Genomic DNA, 21465 nt, shown 5'->3' on the forward strand with positions numbered 1-21465 from the left:
ACCATGTACTGGAAAAAGTTATCACACGAACAAATCAAAGAAACAGTATTCAAAGCCCTTGGCGAGAACTTGGACTACAGAGGAGAGCGACCTATTTTGGGAATCCCGGGGACATATTTAGATACTACAGAATTCTATCCTGATGCACCCTTTCTTCAGGATGCACCCTACATGTCAGCTATGGTCCGCAACCCTAATCACATTGGGGTACACACGCTGAGCGAAGAGTCCGTTTTGGAAGTCTTCGAAGGAACGCAAAAGATCGAAAGAGATCTCATCAGGCTCGTAGCTGAGGAAGTTTTCAATGGAGAACCCAATGGTCAAGATGGCTACGTGGCCACAGGTGGCACAGAAGCCAACATCCAAGCCATGTGGGTTTACCGCAATTATTTTATCAAAGAAAAAGGTGCTCGATTGGGTGAAATTGCCTTGGTCTATTCTGAGGATTCCCATTATAGCATGCCTAAGGGTGCCAATATCCTGAACCTTCAGAACATCATCCTTGAAGTAAATCCTGAGACAAGAGAAATTCTCCAAAGCTCCCTAGAGTCTAAAATCAAAGAAGCCATGCAGGATGGTATCAAATACTTTATTGTCATCGCCAACTTGTCAACAACGATGTTTGGGTCTGTAGATGATATAGATGCATTGGGAGACTTCTTTACAGATCAAAATGTAGATTTCAGAATACACGTTGATGCAGCTTATGGGGGTTTTATTTATCCTTTTACCAATCCCACAAGTCGATTTACTTTCCAAAATCCATATATGAGTTCTATCACAGCAGATGGACATAAAATGTTACAAACTCCGTATGGAACAGGACTTTTCCTAATCAGAAAGGGCTATATAGAATATGTCAAGACTGACGAAGCGCAGTATATCCCAGGTAAAGACTATACCATCAGTGGAAGCCGGTCAGGAGCCAATGCCATATCGATGTGGATGATTTTGAAGATTCACGGCTCAGAAGGGTGGAAATACAAAATGGAATCCCTATGTGATAAGACCGAGCGTATCTGCAAAAAACTAGATAGGATGGGTGTGGAGTATTTCCGAAATCCCTATAATAACATCATCGCCATCAAAGCCAAGTACATGTCTGCTGAGCTAGCGGATAAATTTTACCTGGTAGCCAATAGCTATGAATTTGAGCCAGAGTGGTACAAAATCGTCGTGATGCCACATGTCAAACAAGGTACTATCGATAGCTTTCTGATCGAGCTTGAAGGGGAGCAAAAGTCAAGGAAATCTAACCAAAAAGGGTAAACTTGAATCAACTTATTTCGGCATATGGTTATTTGAAATTTTTGAGCTGGAGGAAGTTATTGAACTACCTCCAGCTTGTTTTATCATTTCACTACAGCCGCTGGTTCAAAAAACCTATCATTTGGGGTCAGCCCACTACGCTTTCCATAGAACCCACGACCAGCTGCAACCTCCGCTGCCCAGAGTGCCCCAGTGGTCTAAGAAGTTTTACCAGACCTACTGGAATGATCCAAGAGTCACTTTTCAAAAAGATCATTGACGAAAATGGCAACTCTTTGACCTATTTGCATTTATATTTTCAAGGAGAACCTTATTTGCATCCCAAGTTCCTCGATCTTGTAGCCTATGCCAATCAAAAAGGAATCTACACGGCGACCTCCACCAATGCACATTATCTCAACGAGGAAAACGTCACTAAGACCCTGGACTCAGGACTCCAGCAGCTGATCATCTCAATGGATGGCATCACGCAAGAAATTTACGAGGATTACCGCATAGGCGGTCAACTTTCAAAAGTACAAGCTGGGCTCAAATTACTTTTAGAAAAAAGAGTAATACGCAAACAGAAATTCCCACGCGTGATAGTTCAGTTTCTGGTAACTGGAAAAAACGAACATCAAATAGAACAGCTAAAGTACTGGGCAAAATCAATGCAAGTGGACGAACTTCAGCTGAAAACAACTCAAGTGTATGATTTCGAGCATGGTTCGGACTTGATTCCTACTGACTTAAAATACTCCCGATATATTCCCACAGGGGATGGAAAGTGGAAACTCAAAAAGGACATTGAAAATAAATGTTGGCGAATGTGGCAAGGTGCTGTAGTCACATGGGATGGCAGGGTAGTGCCTTGTTGTTTTGACAAGGACGGTGCTCATGTGATGGGACAGTTGAGTTTCAAGCCCATGAAAGAAATCTGGAAAAACACTGCCTATCAAACGTTTAGAAAGCAGCTTTTAGAAGACAGAAAGCAAATAGAAATCTGCAAAAACTGCACGGAATGATACCATCCAACTTGAAAAAGGCTTCGTGGCTATTTCTTTACACCTTGGAATAATTATCTTTACGAAAGTTTTATTTTATAATGCGATCATACTAATCAAGATAATCAGCTCCGCAGTTTTACGGATCTATTTTATCTTGGTCATAAATCATGGTAAATCCTATGCATTTTCAACACAAGGCAATCCTCAGGGTCCTCACTATCATCCTACTCTTTACTTCGACGCTGATCAGCATCAATCCCACGACAGTACAAGCACAATCACTCAGCGAACTCTCAAATCTAAATGTAGACGAGCTATCTGACGCACAAATCAGAGAGCTGATCAGAAGAGCAGGTGAACTTGGATTGAGTGAAACAGAGCTACTCCAGATGGCCAAATTGCGTGGTCTATCTGATTTTCAAATAGAGAAACTCAAAAACAGGATCGAAGGACTAGATTCTTCGGCTATGGGCTCCGCCAGGTCTAGCTCCCAAGCTGGAAAAAGGGATGCTAGAAGCCAGGGTGATTTGAACGAAATTACACAGGGCTTTTTCAAATATCAGCAAGAGCTATTTTTCTTTGAAGAGGAAAGTTCTCCGTACTTCGGCGGTGATCTTTTTTACAATAAAAACAGAAAGCTGACCTTCGAACCCAACATCAATATCCCTACGCCAAAAAATTACATTTTGGGCCCTGGTGATATGATCTACATTGACATCTATGGGCAATCCGAAAGATACATGGAGGTCAATATCAACCCAGATGGATTTGCGATTGTTGAAAACATTGGGCCAATCAGTTTGTCAGGAAAATCCATAGAAGAAGCTACCAACATCCTCAAAAACAGGCTTTCTAATTTTTATGAAGGCATGCGCGGGTCTAACCCAAACACCTATTTGCAAGTGACTTTGGGAAATGTCCGATCAATCCAAGTGCATTTGGTAGGCGAACTTAGACTTCCTGGCACTTTTACTTTGAGTTCTTTCAGTACGGTGTTTAATGCGCTCTATGCTGCGGGCGGCCCTAGTGAAAACGGAACTTATAGAAACATCAAACTGATCCGTAAGAATAAGACGATATCGACAATAGACATCTATGACTTTATCACTAATGGCAAGGCTGATCTCAACTTGCAGCTGGAAGATCAAGATGTAATCTTGGTAGAGCCTTTTGAAGGAAGGGCAACAGTGGAAGGAGAAGTCAAGAGGCCGAAAATCTTCGAAGTGAAAAATGGAGAAACCTTTGCTGACTTGCTCAGGTATACGGGTGGATTTACAGACGAGGCTTTTCAAGATAGGATTGCTGTGTCAAGAATCACTGGCAAAGAACGATCTGTGTCAGATATTTTCAAAAATCAATTTGACATCTTCACTGTCAAAGGTGGTGATAAATATACCATCAATAAAGTCTTGAATAGATTCACCAACAGGGTACAAATCAAGGGAGCGGTATTCAGGGAAGGTAACTACGCACTGACAGAAGGGCTGACTTTGAAACAACTTATAGCCAATGCAGATGGAGTGCGCGGTGAGGCATATCTTGAACGAGCCAGTATACTTCGCACAAGTGAGGATTTGAGTACAGAAGTCTTGACAGTAAATGTCAGAGATATTCTCAATGGAAGCGCAGCAGACATCCCGCTCCAAAGAGAAGATGTAATTCGCATATCCAGCATTTATGATTTGCAGGAGGAATTTTATGTACAGGTGACAGGAGAAGTTAGAAACCCAGGTACTTACCCATTTTCAAAACAGATGACCGTGGAGGACTTGATCATCTTAGCTGGTGGATTAAGAGAAGCAGCAAGTACCAAAGACATAGAAATCGCAAGGAGGGTAGGAACACCACAAGAAGGGCTTTTCTCCACTTTGATTCCTGTGAATGTAGATAAATCTCTGGTTCCGAGTGACAATCCTCAAGTCCTTGAGCCATTCGATAATGTAATCATCCGAAGAAAGCCTAATTTCAATTTGGAAAAGATCGTGTACATCGAAGGGCAGGTTAATTCTCCGGGTGCTTTTGCGGTGCAATCTGCCCAAGAACGTATCTCAGACGTTATCTCCCGCGCTGGGGGATTGACAACTTTTGCGTATGCCAAAGGAGCAACACTAATCCGCCGAACTGAATACTTCAATACAGAATCCGAGCAACTGAGGAGGCAAAAAAACTTGATGGATTTACAACTTAAGCTGCAAGCTGATCCTAATAATACAGAAGCACAGGAACTACTCCTTGAACGACTTTTCAAAGACCTTGGCAATAAGGATGCAGCAAAAAGTGCAGTAGAAAGTGCCGCTGTTTCCGAAGTTAAAAGAGAGACAGTAGCTGGAATCGCAGAAAGCAAAGGAGATTTTGGTCAGGTAAAAATCCGTGAGACTGAAGCTGTAGCTATTGATTTGGAAAAAATCATGAACAACCCCGGATCAGCATTTGACCTGATCTTAGAAGAGGGAGATATTATTTCAATTCCAAGACAGTTGCAGACAGTACGATTGAGAGGAGATATTGTCTACCCTACAACTGTACGCTATGAAAACACTAGAGGACTGAAGCATTATATCAACAAAGCAGGAGGCTTCGACAACAGAGCCAATAGAAAACGGACTTATGTAGTCTATGCAAACGGTGATGTCGCCCGCACAAGAAGCTTCTTAGGCCTGAGATCATACCCATCGATAGAACCAGGTGCAGAGGTTTTCGTGCCAACCAAAGGGCCAAGGGTACCGATAAGACCTGGTGAACTCGTAGGACTGACCACTGGCTTGGCTACTTTGGTATTGATTATTTCACAGATCACACAATAACCGACATGTCAGAAAAGCATATATTGGACGATAAGATCACTTTGAGAGAAGTTGTTTTGAGACTACGTGAGTGGATCAAGTATTTCCGTTCAAAGTGGAAAACCATTTTTATTTGGGTAGCACTTGGAGCTGGATTAGGTGCCTTGGTATCTATTGTCAAAAAACCAGTCTACGTAGCAGAGACCTCATTTGTATTAGAGGAATCTGATGGAGGTGGATTGGGACAAATGTCAGGTTTGGCAACTTTGGTTGGTGTAAACATCGGCTCACTTGGTGGTTCAAGCGGCCTATTTCAAGGAGACAATATCATAGAACTGTATCGATCCAATAATATGCTTAGCAAAACCCTCTTGAGCCCTTTTCAAGGAGAGGAGTTATTGATTCATAGGTATATTGCATTCAATGAATTGGATCAAAAATGGAAAAAAACGGTAGATCTAAATAGCTTAGATTTTACCTTACCAAGGGAGGAATTCTCAGTGACCCAAGATTCAGTGATGCGGGAGCTATCCAAGATCATTCGTGAACAACACCTTTCCGTAGCCAAGCCAGATCGAAAATTATCGATTATCAAAGTAGACATTTCCGGAAAAGACGAGGCTTTTGCCAAGGAATTCAATGAAAGGCTGGTAGAGAATGTGAATAACTTCTACTTCGAAACCAAAACCAAAAAGACCTCTGAAAATCTCCAAATCCTACAATCTCAAGCTGATTCTGTGCGGAAGATTCTAGATAGAAGCTTGGAGGAACTCGCATTTCTTTCTGACAAAACACCTAATCCAAACCCGCTCTTACAGTCGGGAAATATAGATATTAGGAAGAAGCAAATCGATGTTCAGGCAAATTCTGCGATCTACTCCGAAATCGTCAAAAATCTAGAAGTAGCCAAGGTCAATCAGCGAAACAATTCTCCATTGATTCAGATTATCGATAGCCCAAGGTATCCCTTGAATCGATATGAGATAAAATTAATATGGGGTTTATTGTATGGGTCTATTATAACATTTATACTTTGTCTTGCGATTCTTTATTTCCAAAAATCATACGGCAAATTACTGTCAAAATGAATTGTTTAATTTTAAATATGCTTCAAAAAATCTTGCGTTTATCTCTATTAAATTCTTTAAAAAATAAGTCATTTCAGAACTTTATATTTCTTAGTTCTATTCAAGTCTCTAATATTTTAATCAATTTAGTTTCAATGCCTATTTTAATAACCTCTATAGGTGTTGATCAATTTGGTTTAGTTAATTTATCTTTATCTATAATAGTAATTTCAAATATTTTTGTAAGTTTTGGTTTTAACTTAAGTGGTCCAAGAGAAACAGCTATTAATCAAAAAAGCAAAAAAGAACTATCAATTCTATTATCAAGAATAACGGTTAGTAAGCTCCTACTGGCTACTGTTGTAGCTATTCTTTTGACAATGGGAATATTCATTTTTAACATTTTTCAAGAGTATCAGTCAATATTAGTTTTTTCGTTACTTATTCTTTATTCTGAAGCGACATTTAGTTTGTGGTTTTTTCAAGGTTTAGAGAAATTGAAGTTAATATCAATCGCAAATGTATTTAGTAAACTTTTATATTTATTGGGTATTGTTTTGTTTATAGATCAGCCTAATCATTCAAAGTTTGTAAATTTTTTGCTTGGGGCAAGCGGTTTAACTATTAATGTTCTTGTTATTTTTTATATCAAATTTAAAATGAAAATAGCATTAATATTTCCTCAAATTAAAGAGATATATAATTCACTTAAATCAAATATTAACTTTTTCCTTTCAAACTTAACCTCCTATATTTCTATCAATGGAGGATTGATAATGTTAAGCTTTTATTCTACTCCTGAAACTCTAGGCAATTATAGCCTTTCAGAAAAAATAACTATGATCATCAGACTTTTTCCCGCTATATTAACACAATCCATTTACCCCAATGTTGTTAAACTATTCCATAATAATTTAGATGGGTTTTTCAAATTTGCGAGAAAGGCATACTTCTTAGGATTATCAATATCCTTAATAATTTCTATATTTATTTACTCTACAGCACCATTCATCATAAAACTACTTTCAAAAAATGATATACAAGAATCTATATTTTATTTGAAAATTCTATCATTTATCCCATTTTTAGCTAGTCTAAATTTGTTAAATGTATTAATTCTTTTAATCAAAAACGAGCAGGAACTTTTTTTTAAAATCTCGTCAATTGCGTGTTTTTGTATGCTTTCTCTTGGAGGTTTTCTGGCTTCAAATTATGGTGCTATTGGGATTTGTATTGCTCTTTTAGCTACAGAATTAATTTATTTCTTTTTATTTTCATTAGTTTTAGTTAAAAATTCAAGAGAAGTTTTTTACCGAATTTATTTTAACAAAAACATTATGACTAAGAACGTCTGAATACAAATTATGATTGCAAAAAATTGATACAAAGAAAAGGACCGAGAAAGGTCATCTTAGTATTCCTTTTCCAAGGTGATATTTAAAAATATAGGAATTATTTAAAAGCCTACTTAATACTCCTAAGCTTTTCAGAATACTAAAGAAAAATAAATTAGGGTTTGTTACTAATTTCGTAACTATCTGAATTTTAATAAAATAATTAACAAAAACATAATGTAAAAACCCCGAAATTAGCTGTTTTGAGCTTTTTTGGGGTTTTCTTTTTTCTATTTTAAGGTTGCAGAATAAAATAAAATTAAAGATATGGGGCAGCTCCCTCTTTTCAAAGACTTCGACGGATATTCTCAAAAATATCACTTTTTCAAGAATTCATTGTTTGGCTAGGTGCTTGATTGCATTCCTTGGGATGAGCTGGTTCACAGTCTGCCCAAAGAACGTTCAGGAAGGGGTATACCAAGTTGGTTCGGCTCAAAGGGTATGTTTAACCTTATGATCCTGAAGTCCTATCTGAATATCAAAGACTGGCAGTTGCTGGAGCGTTATAATTCGGACTGGATGCTACAGTATTTCTGTGACAAGGTTCTAGCAGAGGACCAACAGGTTAGGGACATGACCATTTTGACAATGATCAGGGCCTATCTGGAAAAACATTGTGAATGGAAAATACTTAAGGAAGTGCTCACCAGCCTTTGGAAACCTGATGTCAACAATACCCTTGTGCTTTTAATGGATGCCAACTGTTACGAATCCTACATAAGGTTTCCGACAGATGTCAAGCTACTCTGGGAATTCGGTGATTGGTTATTCGAAGATCAGCTTTTCAGGATCTGCAGTGTTTTGGGAATAAGAAGGCAAAGGTCAAAATATAGGGAGCAGAAGATTGAACAGATGTCCTGCTTCAGGAAAAGAAAGAACAGTTTCAAAAAAACACTCAAAAGAAGGAAGGCACTGGTTTACCTCCTTGGAAAAGGTATCGCCTAGCTCCAGGAAATTCTTGACGGCCACCGGGGAGCAGGTCTTGATCTTAAGGACTTCTCAAGACTGGTAGTGGTAAAAAAGGTAAACACCCAGCAACAGTTCCTGCTTACCAATCATACCTCTGAACTGAAGGACAGGATATATCCCTGCACAAGCCATATCTCAGACCTATAGTCAGGGGCAAAGTGAACAAACCTGTTGAATTCGGTGCCAAGGTACATAACCTTTAGGTGGACGGACTCACATTTATCGATAAACTCGACTTCAAGGCTTTCAACGAGTGTACAAGGCTAAAGCTTTCGGTGACCAAACACAAAAGGTTTTTCGGACCTTCCAATCAGCTGGATGCGGACAGGATCTATTCTACCAACAGTAACCGCAGATTCTGTATGGAAAACAGAATATTCACCTGATTTCCCAAGAAAGGCCCAAAAAAGCAGAGCAAATAAGAAAAAGTAATGAGTTTAGAGATATCAAAACAGAAGGCGACTGTAATGGAAGGTGTTTTTGGTACAAACAAGGATTTTTATGGCCTTCGCAAAATCAAGGTGAAAGAGGAAAAAAGGGAGAAACAGATGATATTTCTCGGAATAATAACAGCAAATGCGGTAAAAATCGCCAAAAGAAGAAGCGAAAAAGAAAATCCACCGGAAAGAAAATCGGCTTAAAAACCAGCACAGAAAAGTCAATCAAGGGATAAGTGTGCCCATACCTCAAATACGCCCTATATTAAAGTCGAACAGCTAGAAAAATTGTACTTTTCCGCACTCAAATTGACTCGATTTATGAGAAATAAAGCATAAAAAAAGTGGAGCAAGGTGAATTATTTACCTTACTCCACTTTTACGGAATGAATTTTACAAGAAGCCCTAAATTAAATTTTACAGCAAACACTTGCTTCATATTGAAAGTATTGAAACAGAAAGTGGAGCTAAATCTAAGCTCTACTTTCTGTTTTCAAAAGAATTTCTCAAAAATGTCAATCTATAAACATTAGTATCTAACGTTTTATTAATTCAAGAAATTAACTATATTATTTGCCCACATAAAATGCAATACCTCCTCCTGACCAACCAGAGCCACTCATCCAAGCGTCATTAAAATTACTTGTAAAAAAATGGCCTTCACTACTATTATAGTATTCATAAACTGGAATATTATCTTCACTTGGACTATTATAAACATAGCCAATTAATACTCTATTTTGAAAATCAGGGAAATTTGTTTGTAAATTTGGATTCCTTGACAAATAATAATAACCTACACTGTTTTGATATCTATATAAAGGCACTGTTTGTGATTTTTGATAATTATAAATAAATCCAGTAACTCCTCTATAGGTAAAGCCATTAGCAGAAAGACCGAATTCATTCCAATTTCCAGTCCAATTATGTGATTTTTTATTTCCAGAAAGATTTTTGTAGTATGTGTAAAGTGGTCTTTCACCATTATCAAAAGGGTATATGGTTCTACCAGCTAAAATGTCATATCGAGAAAAATTTTGCCAGTTTGGAATATTAGGATGAAATAATCCTGAATTCATAACTGAAGCATTATCATTGTTCCAAGTACCTCTAACTAAATTAGCACCAATTACGCCCTGACCTTCGTTCTGTAGGTTCCAATCCGTATGTCTAAAACCCAAAGTATGACCAATCTCGTGTGCCATTACAAAAGTTTTTTGAGAACTTGGTAAATTTGAGTAATTCAAATTTACTCTTATAATTGTACCTGGGTTTCCATTCTGAGGCCAACTTGCACTTGCTATTGCGCTCATATTATTAAATTCAACAAAGGTAATGTCAGCTGTTGAACTTGTTGTTTCAACAAAATTAAAGTTGAAATTTCTGATATTCGACCAGGCAGCCATAGCCTCTTGAATATTTGGTCTCCAATTTTGTGGCCCAGATGTTGGGATGTCTGCTATTCTATATGTAATTGTCCTTTTAACTCCAGGGGTATAATTAATTAGCGCATTAGTTGTAGCCTGTAAATTTTCGCCATTTAGCTTATTACCACTTATTTTTTTTGCGAAATTCCTGTTTAATTCTTCTTTGGTTAAATGAATACAACCATCAATCAAGAAATGATCATCATGTTCGCTGATTTTATCATTTGGAATATTATACGTCCTTAAGAACAAATTTAATGACTCAATAAATTCTGTATCTTGGGAATCTAGAGAAACGAGTTCCTTTTCCAATTCTATTCCATCTTCAATTTCTGTAGAGCAAGAAAATAAGCATGTTATTCCTAAAAGGAAAAAAATGCAAATGATTTTAGTAAATGTCATTAGTTTCATACATGTTTTGTTTAAGAAATTTGATCAGATTTAATAACAATATTTATTTCATAATATTAAATTATTTATAATTAAAAAACAAATGTTGATGTAAAAAAAAACTAAAAAATTTTTATATACATAAGTTAGTATTACTTTATAATGATTATCCGAAATGACACCAGTAATTCAATAAAACAAAAGGATCAAGCGGATAATCGTCGACGGACGACAGTTGATAGTCTACAACAGCTGAAGTTAAGGTGTGTGCGTAATAAATTATGGTTACTGGTGCGAAAGCGGATACACATATATTTTATTATCTAACTATTCGGAATCATACACTTAGCAAAATAATTTTTGTCATTTAGTGTCAATGATTTTTTAAGTTTGTTTTATTGATGTTTCCTGGTTAAAAATACATAAAGCCATGAATATCTTTGAATTTATTAGTCATTTTCCAAACGAGAAAAGTTATGTGAGCTTTTTAAATACACATCGAGAGAATACCAGCATCTATTGTAAGACCTGCAAATGCATCTCAAAGCACTATTGGTTCAGCGGGAGGAAGTTCTTTGAGTGCAGCAAATGCAGAAGAAGATATTCTCTTAAATCCGGTACAGTCATGGAGTCGAGTAATCTTTCTTTACACACGTGGCTTACTGCTTTTCTGTTGATGTCAACTACCAATAAAAGGATTTTCTTGACTTAAATTTCAAAGACAATTGGGTTTGGAAAGATATGAGACTGCGTTTAATCTCATGCACAAGATAAGATCAGTAATGGGGAAAAGAGATGATTTGTATTTTCTCAAAGGTATGGTAGAATATGATGAAGCTTATGTTAGAAAAGCAACCCAACATGAAGTCCAAAAGCGTCTCAAACATGGCAAGGGAAGCCAAAAACCATGCTATTGTTGCAGTGGCATCAGAATCAACTCCATTGGAGGATCCAGATTCTGGTATAAAAAGCTGACATTGTGGGTTCTTTAAATGAGAGTACTTCAGGAGGTGACCAAAGAATCTTTAGAGAAGTTTGTGTCAGATGTAGTAACTCCAAAATCGGTCCTTATTACCGATAAAAATACTGCTTATTACAATCTTGAAAGACTTGTAGAAGATCATGGTAAGGTTAAATCATCTCCAGATTCCACAAAAGGAGATTTAAACTGGGTACATGTGGCAATAAGTAATCTAAAAAAGAACCTATTGTGAATATATCATATGGTCAGTGAGAAGTATTTACAGAATTACCTCAATGAGATTGTCTAAAAACTCAACCGAAGGTACTTTAGAGAAAAATTGTTCAACAGATTAATTGTAGCTTCTATTTACCCGTACGTGCAACATTACGAATAGACAGATTTTATAATGAATATCCGCTTGTATACAAGTAAGGGCAAATGCTTGTAATAACCAATCTGTCAAAGAGTTTTTTACCAAAGTATCTTCGGTTTACTTTGTATCCGAATTCATTGAAATACTTTTGAAGCATCTTTTCTGCAACCATATGGAACTTATGCAGAATTCTTTTGAGTTCACTTTGACCATTATATGCCCTTGTGGTACAATCTGAAAACTGTCTCGTATCTGCACCATCTCCTTTCGGAGTTTCAGGTAGTAAAACCCCTTATTGGTAGCGCTTACAAGTGTCATTCAATGGACCTAGATCCTAAATGTGCAACTAACTTTTTTCAATAACCATACCACTATTCAGGCTTGTCCTAAATTCATAATGTTTATATTTAAACATATTGAGAGATTTAAGCCATTAGTGTTCACTGGACTTACAATTTGTTGTTTATCATTCTTTCACTTTGTACCTTAAAAAAATGAATGTAAATTGGTTAATCAGGATGTTTTGCATTGAATTGAAAAATATTCATAACTTTTTATTTACTTTAGGGCAAGAAAACACCTATAACCTAGCCTTGAAGCATTTTGACACTTATTTTCAAAGAATAAAATTTACCTACTTGTATTTGGGTAAATATTCATATTTTATTTTTCATATTACTGGTACATTATAAAAATAATCCCAAAATGACATATTTAAAGTGTCAGGAAATTAAACATTCCTAAGAACGATTAATTCATCGGTAAATAATTATAAAAAATAACAAATATGTCAGAAAAATTTAAATGTTTAGTTTGCGATAGTTATGAAAAAAGAAAGTCCTATTTTATTCCTGAAAATATGTTTGGTTGGAAACATTTGTTTTTATACGAAGAATGTGTTGATTGCCGTTCTTTGCAAATTAAGGATATACCAATCAATCTAGAAGATTATTATTCAAATCAATATTACACATCTAAAGACTTGATTTTCAGCAATCCACTTAAGATTTTTTATAAAAGATTAAGATGGAAGCTTTTTAAAAGAAATATTTTTAGATTCAAGAAAATAAAATTTTTAGATTGGATAAGCCCGCTAGATTTGAATTTGAATGACAAAATTGCAGATATAGGTTGTGGAAATGGTCAATTACTTTATGAAATGTATTGTTCTGGTTTCAGTAATCTTCATGGCTACGATCCATTTTTAAATAAAGAGTTATCGATGAATGGATTAGTTTTAGAAAAATGTCAATTAGAAGAAATTAAAGAAAGTTTTGATGTAATTATGTTACATCATTCTTTTGAGCATATGCCAGACCCGAAGAGTTCTTTTAAAAAACTTGCTTCACTATTAAATCCAAATGGAAAATTATTGATACGGGTACCTGTGACAGATGCTGAAATTTGGGAAAAAGAAAATATAAATTGGTTTCAACTAGACGCACCAAGGCACTTATTTATACCTAGTGTTAAAGCAATGAGGATTATGGGGGATTTAGAAGGTTTGAGTTTGACAAAAATTATTTTTGACAGTAATGAAAAGCAATTTGTAATCACTGAAATGTATAAAAAGGGATTTTCGTTAAAGGATAGTGATCCAGAAAAATTTGTTAATAGAAAAATGAAAATGGAATTATTAATGAAAGCTAAGCTCCTAAATAAAATTCAAAAAGGGGATCAAGCTTGCTTCTATTTTAAAAAAGCAAGATAGTCAAACATTAAAATTCAGAATAATGATTAAATATCCATCTGTTGCTATTATTATAATTAATTGGAATAATTACGAAGACACAGAAAAGTGCCTTGATTCTTTGAAAATGTGCAATTATCCAAACTTTAAGTCTATTGTTGTTGACAATGATTCAAAAGATGGATCAGGTTTAGCATTAGAAAAAAAATATAAAGATTTTAGTGATTTTATTTTTTCTGAGACCAATTTGGGATTTTCTGGAGGAAATAATTTAGGTATTAAACATGCAATGAATGAAAACTACGAATATATCTTGGAGCTTAACAATGATACAGAAGTAGAACCTGACTTTCTAAATATATTGGTCGAGTCTGTAGATAATCGGCCAGATTATGGCGCTGTTCAACCATTGATTTTTTACAACACACCAAATAGACATTTGATATGGAACGGGGGTGGTAAATATATAAAAGCATTAGGTTTATCAATTACTAAATTTAAAAATGAAGTAAAATCAAAAAAAATATATCCATCAGACACTGAATGGATTACAGGATGTGCTTTTCTTATTAAATCAAAAGTATTAAAAAAAACTGGATTATTAAGAGAATTCTATTTTTTCGGATCTTTTGAGGATGTTGATTTATCAATAAGAATTAAAAATCAAGGTTATAAACTTTGGTTTGAACCAAAGGCAGAAATCTATCATTCTGTAGGAAGTTCATCAAAAACCAAAGTTAAGGGTAAAGAAGGTTTCTTAAATCCTCAATTCCATTATCTAACTCAAAGAAATCAAATGATTTTTATCAACCACCATACTCCGACTATATTTAAACCCGTCGCCGTCCTAACACAAGTTATCAAGTTGCTTGCTTATTCCTTATATTTTTTAGTTCTTTGGAGGCCTATAAAGCTAAAGATGGTCTGGAAAGGCTTTAAAGATGGATTATTTAAAACTTACCATGATTAATACTGAAATTATTAGAAATGGAATTGAGGTTTACAAAGCAGCTAAACCATTTCCCCATTTGGTTATAGATGATTTTTTGGATTTTGAACTAGCTCAAAAATTATCCAATGAATTTCCCGATATCAATGACAAAAGCCTTTTCAATTATTCTAATCCGTTAGAAAAAAAATCTGCTTTGAATGATTGGAATAAGTTTCCTTCAAACACTTACAGTTTTTTTGAATTTCTTTGTTCAAATGATTTTGTCAATCAGCTGGGAGAAATTCTAGGGATAAAATTATTCCCTGATTTTGGCCTTCATGGAGGTGGATGGCACATGCATCCAGATGGTGGCAAGCTTAACCCCCATTTGGATTATAATATACATCCCAAACTAGGGTTACAAAGAAGAATCAATCTGATTATCTATTTATCGGAGGATTGGAAACCTGAGTATGGAGGCCATTTCGGTCTGTGGAGCAACAATGAAGAAACAAACAGTCCAGACAAACTAATTAAAGAAGTAGAAATCAAATTTAATAGAGCGGTGATTTTCGATACTAGTTTACAGTCTTGGCATGGACTTAGTCGCCAGGTCACTTCTGATGGTCAGAAAATCAGGAAATCACTGGCTATATATTATCTTTGCGAGCCACCTGCCACTTATGTTGACAGACAACGTGCGCTTTACGCACCTACTGAAGATCAGAAAAACGATCCCGAGATTAATGAACTTATCAAGAAAAGATCGGATAGTCAGCAATATAAAAATCATTATATTACCAGGTAAGTAAGCTTTGGAATATAATGATCTAATCAATGGAGACTCTACTCTTATCTTCCATTCACTACTCTATATTATGGTTACAATAATGATCTTCATGAAGGATAATTACCTCAAGCTATATGTTATTTATAATTTTCTTCATAACGGTATTTATTTTGTGTTTTATCACCTTCAAAAACATTGTTTTTAGAGGTAAATGGGAGTATGTCATATTTTTTGCCGCTATGTTCTTTCCTTTTTATATTACAATTATCAGTACGGTATATAGTACAACTAAATCCATCGTGATTTTTTCTATATTTCAATATATCAAGGAAATAGTCATGCTAATTGCTTTTATAGGTTTCTTTGTGTACCAGAAGAACCTATCCAATTACCCTCTGAGATTGAATGGTCTAGACTATAGCTTTATATTTTTTTACTTATTAGTCATTTGCTTTTTAATCTTACCGATTGGAGAAGCTACCGTGTACAGCAAGTTGCTCTATTTCAAAAATGTCGCCTTGATGGGTCTCTTCTATTTCTTTGGAAGAAACAGCCATTTTGATGATCGAGAGCTTAAGAAGTTATTGCACGCCATTCTACTAATCGCTGGTTTAGCATTGACCTTGAATATCATTGAATTCAGTATTGATACCCACTTCCAGCAGTATACTGGATATGCAGTATTCAATGAAGAAATCAATAATATAAGTCCTAAGGGTAACCATGGTTTGACATGGACTTTTGAGACTCCAACTTACGCCAAAAGGTTTGCTTCATTCTTCTCGGATCCACTTGAGTTGGCTATTTCATCAATCATGATGTTTGCAACAGCTTTGATTATGTATTTGACCACCAAAAGGGGAGAAGCTACACCTTACCTATTCATGATAGGAGCTACTGCTGCAACATTGGTGTTTTCTTATTCAAGATCATCTATGGCAGCTTTGCTTGTTATGTTAGTATATATTTCATTCTTGTTCAAACTATACAAAATCATCTTTGCAGTAATTGCCTTTGTCCTTACTATTTTGGTATACATTCTTTTCTTTAGCTCGGACGAGTTCAGGTACTTTCTTATAGATACGATCACTTTACAAGACTCCTCTTCTTTGGGACATCTTGTAGAATGGCTCGCAGCCATAGAATCTATGATAAGCAACCCAATGGGAATAGGACTAGCTACAAGTGGGAACATTGGAGCAGTCGATGAAGAACTCCGGGTAGGTGGAGAAAATCAATTCCTAGTATTTGGTGTACAAATAGGTTGGATAGGGATGATCTTGTATATCCTCATGCTATTTGGGTCAATTGTCTACTGCTACAAGGCTTTTGGCCAACTGAAAAATACTGGTGAAGCGAGGATTGCATTCATTGCGACCACCGTTAAGTTTGCAGCAATATTTCCCCTCTTTACTTCCAATGCAGAGAAATTTTTATTTGTTTCGCTCATAACTTGGTGGATGGTGGGGTACACCGTCAATGCTATCCACAGGCAAAAGCTTAAAGAAATCATCAGTCATGGGTAAGATTAGAGTGGGTTTTGACTCCAGAGACTTATTTTTTGCGCAAACGGGCACAAAAACTTTTTCAGAAGAACTGATCAAAGAAATTCAGCAAGACCCAACAGTAGAATTGGTATTATTGAGTCCTAAAAATGCCAAAGCACCCAGTTCACTATGGAGTAAAGCCCTCGCACATTTTCAATTTATCATTTGGAAACTGTGGACCCTTCCTAGAAAAGCAAGGCAAGCTCATGTGGATTACCTCCTTTGTCCAGATTATGTAGCACCATCTCTTTTTCTCGGTAAGGTCAAAACCCTCCCCGTTTTCCACGGCTGCAATATTTGGGAAATCCCTCAAAATTATAATGCTGTCTGGAGGTGGTACTTTTCTGCACTTGCCATGCAAGGAGAGAAAAAGGCACACCGTGTATTGACAGTATCACAATTCTCCAAATCTAAACTTATAGATGTCTTGGGTATTGCAGGCGCCAAGATAAAGGTCATTCCAATAGGTGCCAAAGCAACTCAAACGAGTGTGGATAACTCTGCTCAGAGACCAATTCCTGATGAATACATCCTCCACATTGGTGTATTGGACAAGAGAAAAAATCTCCCTCGCCTTATCCATGCTTTTGCTTTGCTTGAGGATAAATCTATTCATTTGGTTTTGGGAGGAGGTAGGCCTTCAAAAATTTTCAATGACAGCTATCCTGAAATCCTAGCAACGATCAAAGAACTTGGCTTGGAAAATCGTGTTCATTTGACGGGTTATTTGAAAGATGAGATGCTAGCCCTATATTATCAACATGCCAAAGCTTATGTTTTCCCTTCTACTTATGAAGGTTTTGGAATTCCCGTTTTAGAGGCTTTTCAACATGGGCTGCCTGTGGCGACTTCGAATATATCTTCCTTGCCGGAGGTAGTAGGACAAGGAGGTCTATTATTCGACCCTTACAATATTCAAGATATGGCCTCACAGATAGAGGCGCTTTTCAGTCTTGGCGATTCAGCGCTATCCACAATGAAGAGTGAACAACAAAAACTCCTTTCTTGGTACAATTGGAGCAATTCTTGGAAAGAAATCAAAAAATTAATTTATGAAAGGTAAAAAAGTTCTAGTACTACATTCAAGTTCTGATTTGTATGGAGCAAGTAATAGTTTATATAGATCCTTAATATCACTACAAAACCTAGGCTTAAAACCCATGCTTATTCTCTCTGAGAACGGTCCCCTTACTGCCAAAGTAAAGGAACTAGGAGTAGAAACCAGAATACTAAGACTTGGTGTTCTCCGTAAAAAATATTTCAATATTCCAGGATTTTTAAATAGGTCATATTATTTCATAAAATCAACCATAAAAATTATTAATTTAATTAAAAGTGAAAAGTATGAATTAATATTAACAAATACATCAGTAATCTTATCTGGAGCACTTGCTGCAAAATTGACCAAAACTAAACACATTTGGCATATTCGTGAGATAATCGTAAAGCCTGTTTTTTTGAAAAACTTTATAGCGCATTATTTAAATTTTACTGGAGATTTGAATGTTTTCGTTTCCGAAGCTACAAAGTGTAATTATTCACCAATTTTAAATTTAACGAAATCCAAGGTAATATTTAATGGAATTGATTATTCAAAGTTTGAAAAATCAACATATAACTTAAAATCAGAATTGAATTTAGATAATGAAGTTATTATAATTAGTATGATTGCTAGAGTAAATCAATGGAAAGGACAATTGTATTTCCTTGAAATTGCAAACAAGCTTTCAAAAATAAATAAAAAATTACATTTTGTTTTAGTTGGAGATCCTTATCCAGGATTTGAGTTTTTACTTAAAGAAATAGACTCGTTTATCAAAATTTCAAACTTGAGTTCTATAGTTTCTGATCTTGGTTTTAGATTAGACACATATAATATTTTATCTGGGACAGATATTTTTATTCTTCCTTCAACCCTTCCTGATCCATTGCCCACAACTGTATTGGAAGCCATGGCTTCAAGAAAACCGGTCATAGCAACTAATCATGGTGGAGCACTGGAAATGGTCGTCAATGGAGAAACAGGTTTCTTGATTCCTCATGATGATGCAAAAGTAGCTGCAGAAAAAATCCAAGAGCTAATTGACAACCCAGAGTTGCGCAGACAAATGGGAATCAAGGGACAAGATAGGTTGAAACAATATTTTTCGATTGATGCCTATCTGGAGAATTTTGGTAAGGCTGTCCTTGAGGTAATGAACCAATAAGGTAATTTTAAAAAAGCCTTTTATCTTTACCTCTTAAACAATTATTTTTCATGAAGCAAAAAAGAAAATCAGCTTTAACACAAGGTGAAATTCAAGCCATCGATCATAAACCTTTTATCGAGCCAGAAGTAGATGCTCGATATTATCTGCAACTACCTGTGGATAAGTTCATCATCAATATGTCAGCACCCATGAAAGCTGGATATGGCCACTTTTTCTTTTTGGAGCTGATCCAAAAACTATCTCAGAAATACGACCAACTTTATTTTTTGATCACTACGAATGAAGTGGATCCAAATTTTGAAGAAGATTTACTTGAAAAACTTGACCAACCGAGCCTTTATGGAAAGGTGTCTTACCTCAAATTTGGAAAAGAGCTTCCTGACATCCTCAAAGCCTCTGACATCTTTGTATCTCCCTATAAGGCTGAAGGTATATTTCCAAGCATTATCCTTAAGGCCATGGCAACGGCATTGCCTGTTATTTCCATTCAGTCCAAATTATCTGAGTTGGTGATTCTTGATCAGGTCACAGGCTTGTTGATCCAAGAAAATGATCTTGACCAAGCCGTAGCAAAGTTATCCACATTGATTGAAGATAGAGCGCTTTCTTCTGAGTTGGGCTCAAATGGTCAAAAGCGAGTCATAGAGCATTTCAGCTTGTAAATCAACAATCATGAACAGCAAGAAAGACCAAAAGTTAAAAGTGGCCATCTTAGGAGCAAAGGGATATCCCTATGTCTATGGTGGCTATGATACCATGGTCAAAGAACTGGGAGAACGACTCCAAAAAAAGGGCGTAGAAGTAACCGTTTATTGCCATCGAGCACTTTTCAAGAATCGCCCACCCTATGTCAATGGCATCAAACTCGTCTATACACCTGCAATAGAAAAGAAAAGTTTAACGCAATTGACACATTCATTTGTCTCCATGTTACACGCCTGTTTTTCTGATGTAGATGTGATATTTGTAGTCAACTCTGGTAATGGCCCTTTTGGGATCATTTCCAAAATCTTTAGAAAACCCACAGCCATCAATGTGGATGGCTTAGAATGGCTTCGTCCAAAATGGAAAGGCTTTGGGTCTAAATACTTTTTTTGGGCCTCCAAGATGGCTACCAAATTTTACGATCAGATCATCAACGACTCTGACGAAATGCAGCGGATTTACAAAGAGCTCTTCAATGCTGATTCCAAAGTAATTGCTTATGGAGCCAACCCCTCTCTGAGTTCTGATGCTCGGAAAATTCAAAACTGGGGATTGGAAAAGGAAGGCTATTTCTTGATTGTTGGCAGACTTGTTCCTGATAATAATGCAGATATCATCATTTCAGGTTTTGTAAAGTCCAATTCCAAACGAAAACTTGTAATCGTGGGCGATGTGCCTTTTCAGGATGACTATGTGGATAACTTAAAAGCCATTCAAGACAAACGCTTGCTATTCACAGGCTATGTGACAGACCCTGAGGAACTCAAAGCTTTGTATCACAATTGCTATGGGTATTTCCATGGTCATGAATACGGAGGAACCAACCCTGCCATGCTCAAGGCCCTAGGTTATGGTTGCGCGATATTGGCTTTGAATACTGCCTTCAATCAAGAAATGCTTCAAAATGGGAAGCATGGATGGTATTTTGAAAAGAATCCAAAAGCAGTATCCGAACTTATCCACAAAGCAGAATCCCAACCTGAGGCCATGCAATCTCTCCGAGACAACGCCCGCTCCGGCCTCACCCAAAAATACAACTGGGACCACGTCACCGATCAATACCTAGAGGTATTTCAGCATTTATCCAAAAATGAAGCTCACAGATTACACAGATTTAGAATTGATAATTCTGATCAAATTTTCTTTGTCTAATGATTTAGCATTGAAATTTACCAGAAAACCTAATTCCTTTTTGGCTATTTTGAGGTAAGTTAAAACCTGCTTCTTATGCACTGAATTAAGCATTTCTACAGACTTCAACTCAATAATAATTTCATTATCTACTAAGATATCAATCCGAAACCCTAAACCAAGATTAAAATTTCTATAAACCACAGGTAAAGCAACTTGTTTTTCAGTTGAAAAACCCTGCAACTCTAATTCATAGATTAATGCTCTTTCATAAACACTTTCTAATAATCCAGGTCCTAATATATTATGAACATTAAAACATGCTCTTCTTATATTATAGCTTTTCTCGTTGATATCCATAAAAAGTTAAATCTAAAAACTCAATTTTATCTAAATTTATAA

17 protein-coding genes and 2 pseudogenes are annotated in these 21465 nt (G+C 36.0%); 16 read left to right on the plus strand and 3 right to left on the minus strand.

Annotated elements, in window-relative coordinates:
- Nucleotides 1-3 precede the first annotated feature (3 nt).
- The 7 genes from BW935_RS02465 to BW935_RS18615 all read left to right on the plus strand — a co-directional run bounded on the left by BW935_RS02465 (nucleotide 4) and on the right by BW935_RS18615 (nucleotide 9109).
- Nucleotides 4-1269 (plus strand): pyridoxal-dependent decarboxylase, encoded by a 1266-nt coding sequence (locus BW935_RS02465; RefSeq protein ID WP_076498801.1) that lies wholly within the window; start codon nucleotides 4-6, stop codon nucleotides 1267-1269.
- 2 nt (nucleotides 1270-1271) lie between these two features.
- A complete protein-coding gene (locus tag BW935_RS02470) occupies nucleotides 1272-2273 on the plus strand; it encodes a radical SAM/SPASM domain-containing protein (RefSeq protein ID WP_076498305.1) in 1002 nt (333 codons plus the stop codon).
- 161 nt (nucleotides 2274-2434) lie between these two features.
- Nucleotides 2435-5059, plus strand: coding sequence for an SLBB domain-containing protein (locus tag BW935_RS02475; RefSeq protein ID WP_076498802.1), 2625 nt, complete (start codon nucleotides 2435-2437; stop codon nucleotides 5057-5059).
- 5 nt (nucleotides 5060-5064) lie between these two features.
- On the plus strand, nucleotides 5065-6126 hold the full coding sequence (locus BW935_RS02480; protein ID WP_076498307.1) for a Wzz/FepE/Etk N-terminal domain-containing protein: 1062 nt from the start codon (nucleotides 5065-5067) through the stop codon (nucleotides 6124-6126).
- Between the two features lie 17 nt (nucleotides 6127-6143).
- Nucleotides 6144-7460 carry an oligosaccharide flippase family protein gene (locus BW935_RS02485; RefSeq protein WP_076498804.1) on the plus strand — a complete coding sequence of 439 codons (1317 nt, stop codon included), beginning with the start codon at nucleotides 6144-6146 and terminating at the stop codon, nucleotides 7458-7460.
- A 492-nt stretch (nucleotides 7461-7952) separates the two neighbouring features.
- Nucleotides 7953-8444: a hypothetical protein gene (locus BW935_RS18610; protein ID WP_245802624.1), complete on the plus strand. Its 492-nt coding sequence runs from the start codon at nucleotides 7953-7955 to the stop codon at nucleotides 8442-8444.
- Between the two features lie 455 nt (nucleotides 8445-8899).
- The gene (locus BW935_RS18615) at nucleotides 8900-9109 is read left to right on the plus strand and encodes a hypothetical protein (RefSeq protein WP_245802625.1); all 210 of its coding nucleotides are present in this window, start codon (nucleotides 8900-8902) and stop codon (nucleotides 9107-9109) included.
- Between the two features lie 365 nt (nucleotides 9110-9474).
- On the opposite strand, the gene BW935_RS02495 is transcribed toward BW935_RS18615, so the two are convergent.
- Nucleotides 9475-10743, minus strand: a complete 1269-nt coding sequence (locus tag BW935_RS02495) for a M57 family metalloprotease (protein ID WP_084565777.1) — start codon at nucleotides 10741-10743, stop codon at nucleotides 9475-9477.
- Between the two features lie 409 nt (nucleotides 10744-11152).
- Between BW935_RS02495 and BW935_RS02500 the strand changes: the two are divergent.
- Nucleotides 11153-12080 (plus strand): annotated as a pseudogene (locus BW935_RS02500) (IS1595 family transposase).
- A gap of 7 nt (nucleotides 12081-12087) precedes the next feature.
- Here the strand turns inward: BW935_RS02500 and BW935_RS18620 are convergent.
- A pseudogene (locus BW935_RS18620) lies at nucleotides 12088-12219 on the minus strand (IS1595 family transposase); the annotation flags it as partial.
- Nucleotides 12220-12846: 627 nt separating this feature from the next.
- On the opposite strand from BW935_RS18620, the gene BW935_RS02510 reads away from it, so the two are divergent.
- The 8 genes from BW935_RS02510 (at nucleotide 12847) to BW935_RS02545 (ending at nucleotide 21084) form a co-directional block, all read left to right on the plus strand.
- A complete protein-coding gene (locus BW935_RS02510; RefSeq protein ID WP_084565778.1) occupies nucleotides 12847-13770 on the plus strand; it encodes a class I SAM-dependent methyltransferase in 924 nt (307 codons plus the stop codon).
- Nucleotides 13771-13792: 22 nt separating this feature from the next.
- Nucleotides 13793-14719: a glycosyltransferase family 2 protein gene (locus BW935_RS02515; protein ID WP_076498313.1), complete on the plus strand. Its 927-nt coding sequence runs from the start codon at nucleotides 13793-13795 to the stop codon at nucleotides 14717-14719.
- Complete coding sequence (locus BW935_RS02520; protein WP_076498806.1) at nucleotides 14712-15488, plus strand: 2OG-Fe(II) oxygenase; 777 nt, start codon at nucleotides 14712-14714, stop codon at nucleotides 15486-15488. The genes BW935_RS02515 and BW935_RS02520 overlap by 8 nt, the downstream gene beginning before the upstream one ends.
- 116 nt (nucleotides 15489-15604) lie before the next feature.
- Nucleotides 15605-16996 carry an O-antigen ligase family protein gene (locus tag BW935_RS02525; RefSeq protein ID WP_076498314.1) on the plus strand — a complete coding sequence of 464 codons (1392 nt, stop codon included), beginning with the start codon at nucleotides 15605-15607 and terminating at the stop codon, nucleotides 16994-16996.
- Complete coding sequence (locus BW935_RS02530) at nucleotides 16989-18080, plus strand: glycosyltransferase family 4 protein (RefSeq protein WP_076498316.1); 1092 nt, start codon at nucleotides 16989-16991, stop codon at nucleotides 18078-18080. Before BW935_RS02525 ends, BW935_RS02530 begins: the two co-directional genes overlap by 8 nt.
- Nucleotides 18070-19224, plus strand: a complete 1155-nt coding sequence (locus tag BW935_RS02535) for a glycosyltransferase family 4 protein (RefSeq protein ID WP_076498317.1) — start codon at nucleotides 18070-18072, stop codon at nucleotides 19222-19224. The genes BW935_RS02530 and BW935_RS02535 overlap by 11 nt, the downstream gene beginning before the upstream one ends.
- A 50-nt stretch (nucleotides 19225-19274) precedes the next feature.
- On the plus strand, nucleotides 19275-19889 hold the full coding sequence (locus tag BW935_RS02540; protein WP_076498319.1) for a glycosyltransferase: 615 nt from the start codon (nucleotides 19275-19277) through the stop codon (nucleotides 19887-19889).
- A gap of 10 nt (nucleotides 19890-19899) precedes the next feature.
- Nucleotides 19900-21084, plus strand: a complete 1185-nt coding sequence (locus BW935_RS02545) for a glycosyltransferase (RefSeq protein WP_076498320.1) — start codon at nucleotides 19900-19902, stop codon at nucleotides 21082-21084.
- Here BW935_RS02545 and BW935_RS02550 read toward each other — a convergent pair.
- The gene (locus BW935_RS02550; RefSeq protein WP_076498322.1) at nucleotides 21037-21423 is read right to left on the minus strand and encodes a GxxExxY protein; all 387 of its coding nucleotides are present in this window, start codon (nucleotides 21421-21423) and stop codon (nucleotides 21037-21039) included. The two genes, BW935_RS02545 and BW935_RS02550, sit on opposite strands and share 48 nt — an antisense overlap.
- Nucleotides 21424-21465: the final 42 nt, after the last annotated feature.

This window comes from Belliella pelovolcani (assembly GCF_900156785.1).
Taxonomy (GTDB): domain Bacteria; phylum Bacteroidota; class Bacteroidia; order Cytophagales; family Cyclobacteriaceae; genus Belliella; species Belliella pelovolcani.

Excerpts from the sequence above, each read along its gene's own strand:
- BW935_RS02495 (WP_084565777.1), bottom strand. The coding sequence starts at position 10,743 with ATGAAACTAATGACATTTACTAAAATCATTTGCATTTTTTTCCTTTTA.
- BW935_RS02480 (WP_076498307.1), top strand. The coding sequence starts at position 5,065 with ATGTCAGAAAAGCATATATTGGACGATAAGATCACTTTGAGAGAAGTT.
- BW935_RS02535 (WP_076498317.1), top strand. The coding sequence starts at position 18,070 with ATGAAAGGTAAAAAAGTTCTAGTACTACATTCAAGTTCTGATTTGTAT.
- BW935_RS18610 (WP_245802624.1), top strand. The coding sequence starts at position 7,953 with ATGATCCTGAAGTCCTATCTGAATATCAAAGACTGGCAGTTGCTGGAG.
- BW935_RS02465 (WP_076498801.1), top strand. The coding sequence starts at position 4 with ATGTACTGGAAAAAGTTATCACACGAACAAATCAAAGAAACAGTATTC.
- BW935_RS02520 (WP_076498806.1), top strand. The coding sequence starts at position 14,712 with ATGATTAATACTGAAATTATTAGAAATGGAATTGAGGTTTACAAAGCA.
- BW935_RS18615 (WP_245802625.1), top strand. The coding sequence starts at position 8,900 with ATGAGTTTAGAGATATCAAAACAGAAGGCGACTGTAATGGAAGGTGTT.
- BW935_RS02515 (WP_076498313.1), top strand. The coding sequence starts at position 13,793 with ATGATTAAATATCCATCTGTTGCTATTATTATAATTAATTGGAATAAT.
- BW935_RS02510 (WP_084565778.1), top strand. The coding sequence starts at position 12,847 with ATGTCAGAAAAATTTAAATGTTTAGTTTGCGATAGTTATGAAAAAAGA.
- BW935_RS02550 (WP_076498322.1), bottom strand. The coding sequence starts at position 21,423 with ATGGATATCAACGAGAAAAGCTATAATATAAGAAGAGCATGTTTTAAT.
- BW935_RS02525 (WP_076498314.1), top strand. The coding sequence starts at position 15,605 with ATGTTATTTATAATTTTCTTCATAACGGTATTTATTTTGTGTTTTATC.
- BW935_RS02530 (WP_076498316.1), top strand. The coding sequence starts at position 16,989 with ATGGGTAAGATTAGAGTGGGTTTTGACTCCAGAGACTTATTTTTTGCG.
- BW935_RS02540 (WP_076498319.1), top strand. The coding sequence starts at position 19,275 with ATGAAGCAAAAAAGAAAATCAGCTTTAACACAAGGTGAAATTCAAGCC.
- BW935_RS02545 (WP_076498320.1), top strand. The coding sequence starts at position 19,900 with ATGAACAGCAAGAAAGACCAAAAGTTAAAAGTGGCCATCTTAGGAGCA.
- BW935_RS02475 (WP_076498802.1), top strand. The coding sequence starts at position 2,435 with ATGCATTTTCAACACAAGGCAATCCTCAGGGTCCTCACTATCATCCTA.
- BW935_RS02485 (WP_076498804.1), top strand. The coding sequence starts at position 6,144 with ATGCTTCAAAAAATCTTGCGTTTATCTCTATTAAATTCTTTAAAAAAT.